The sequence below is a fragment of the Streptomyces sp. NPDC002577 genome (assembly GCF_053594815.1).
Map to the genome: position 1 here is coordinate 1 of NZ_JBSFWK010000110.1, position 1,140 is coordinate 1,140.

Here is a 1,140-nt window from a genome sequence, read left to right on the forward strand (position 1 = left end):
CTAGTCTTCTGAGTCAGGAATTCTGTTCAGATGTGTAAGGTTGTGGGGTGGCGCGTACTGGGCGGCCGAAGGCCGAGTTGATCCTGTCGGATGAGGAACGGGCTGCGCTGGAGGGGTGGGTGCGGCGCCGTTCCACGCCGCAGGCGTGGGCCTTGCGGTGTCGGATCATCCTGGCCTGCGCCACCGGTGCGTCGAACAAGGACGTGGCCGCTCAGCTCGGCTCGACGCCGCATGCGGTGGGCCGCTGGCGGGCGCGGTTCGTCGAGCACCGGATCGCCGGTCTGGGCGACATGCCACGCCCTGGCGGACCCCGGACGGTCACCGACGAGCAGGTCGCCGCGGTGGTCACCAAGACGCTGGAAGCCACGCCGAAGAACGCCACGCACTGGTCGACGCGGGCGATGGCCAAGGAGATGGGCCTGTCGCAGTCGACCGTGTCGCGGATCTGGCGGGCGTTCGGCCTGCAACCGCACCGCTCGGAGACGTTCAAACTGTCGACGGATCCGTACTTCGTCGACAAGGTCCACGACGTGGTCGGCCTGTATCTCGACCCGCCCGAGCGGGCGTTGGTGTTCTGCGTGGACGAGAAGTCACAGATCCAGGCGCTGGACCGCTCCCAGCCGGTGCTGCCGATGATGCCGGGTGTCCCGCAGCGGGTCACCCACGACTACGTACGCGCCGGCACCACCACGCTGTTCGCCGCACTCGAGGTGGCGACCGGCAAGGTGATCGGCTCTCTGCACCGCCGACACCGAGCCGAGGAGTTCAAGAAGTTCCTGATCAAACTCGACCAGGAGATCCCGGCGGGCCTGGACGTTCATCTGGTGCTGGACAACTACGCCACCCACAAAACCCCGGCCATCAAGACCTGGCTCCTGGCCCACCCCCGCTTCCATCTGCACTTCACACCCACCGGGTCGTCCTGGCTGAACCTGGTGGAACGGTGGTTCGCGGAGCTGACGAATAAGCAGATACGGCGAGGCGTCCACAAGACCGTGCAGGCCCTGGAGAAGGACATCCGCGCCTGGATCGCAGCATGGAACACCGACCCGAAGCCCTACGTGTGGACCAAGACCGCAAACGAGATCCTCGAACGCCTCGCCAGTTATCTGAACAGAATTCCTGACTCAGAAGACTAGG

General features: G+C 65.4%; 1 protein-coding gene. It reads left to right on the forward strand.

All coding sequences use genetic code 11. From position 1 onward, the window contains the following. Window positions 1-47: 47 nt before the first annotated feature. Window positions 48-1,139, forward strand: a complete 1,092-nt coding sequence (locus ACWD4J_RS44105; protein WP_451401197.1) for an IS630 family transposase — start codon at window positions 48-50, stop codon at window positions 1,137-1,139. Window position 1,140: the final 1 nt, after the last annotated feature.